This is a genomic window from Arenimonas caeni, assembly GCF_003024235.1.
Classification (GTDB): Bacteria; Pseudomonadota; Gammaproteobacteria; order Xanthomonadales; family Xanthomonadaceae; genus Arenimonas; species Arenimonas caeni.
Window position 1 is genome coordinate 1 of record NZ_KZ679121.1, and the last position, 471, is coordinate 471.

1 protein-coding gene is annotated in these 471 nt (G+C 56.5%); it reads left to right on the forward strand.

Going from position 1 to position 471, the window contains the following annotated elements:
- A partial coding sequence (locus C6N40_RS14365) for a hypothetical protein (protein ID WP_205208632.1) occupies window positions 1-447 on the forward strand: 447 nt, incomplete at its 5' end.
- Window positions 448-471: the final 24 nt, after the last annotated feature.

Consider the following 471-nt stretch of genomic DNA (forward strand, 5'->3'; position numbering starts at 1 on the left):
CGACGCGGCTTAACTCAGGCGTTAGGGCTCATGCATATGTTCTCGCTAGCTGCCGCACTTTTCCTTGCAAGTTTCCCGGTGCACGCGGTTTGCCTAGAAGAGCGTCCTTCTGTGGCTGTAGAAGCCAGAAGCGCCAGATCCGTGGTTGTCGGCTCGGTGGCCGCGCAGCACGTGATACGCGATCCTTCGGATCCTGAAGGGTCCTTGGCGACGGTGTACATATTCACCGTTGCCGAGACACTAGTTGGGGAGCAGCCCGACTCCCCGATTCACGTCTGGAGTGACAACGATAGCTCACGCTTTTCGATGGACCCGAGCGCTAGGTATCTGCTGTTCCTCACTATTGACGAGGAAGGATTCTGGCGGGTCGATAACTGCGGTAGCTCTGAGGAGTACGATCCGCAGAGCAAGACCTTGTCACTCATCGGATCACTCGATGAGCCCTAACTAATCCGTAAGGAAACTCCCGTC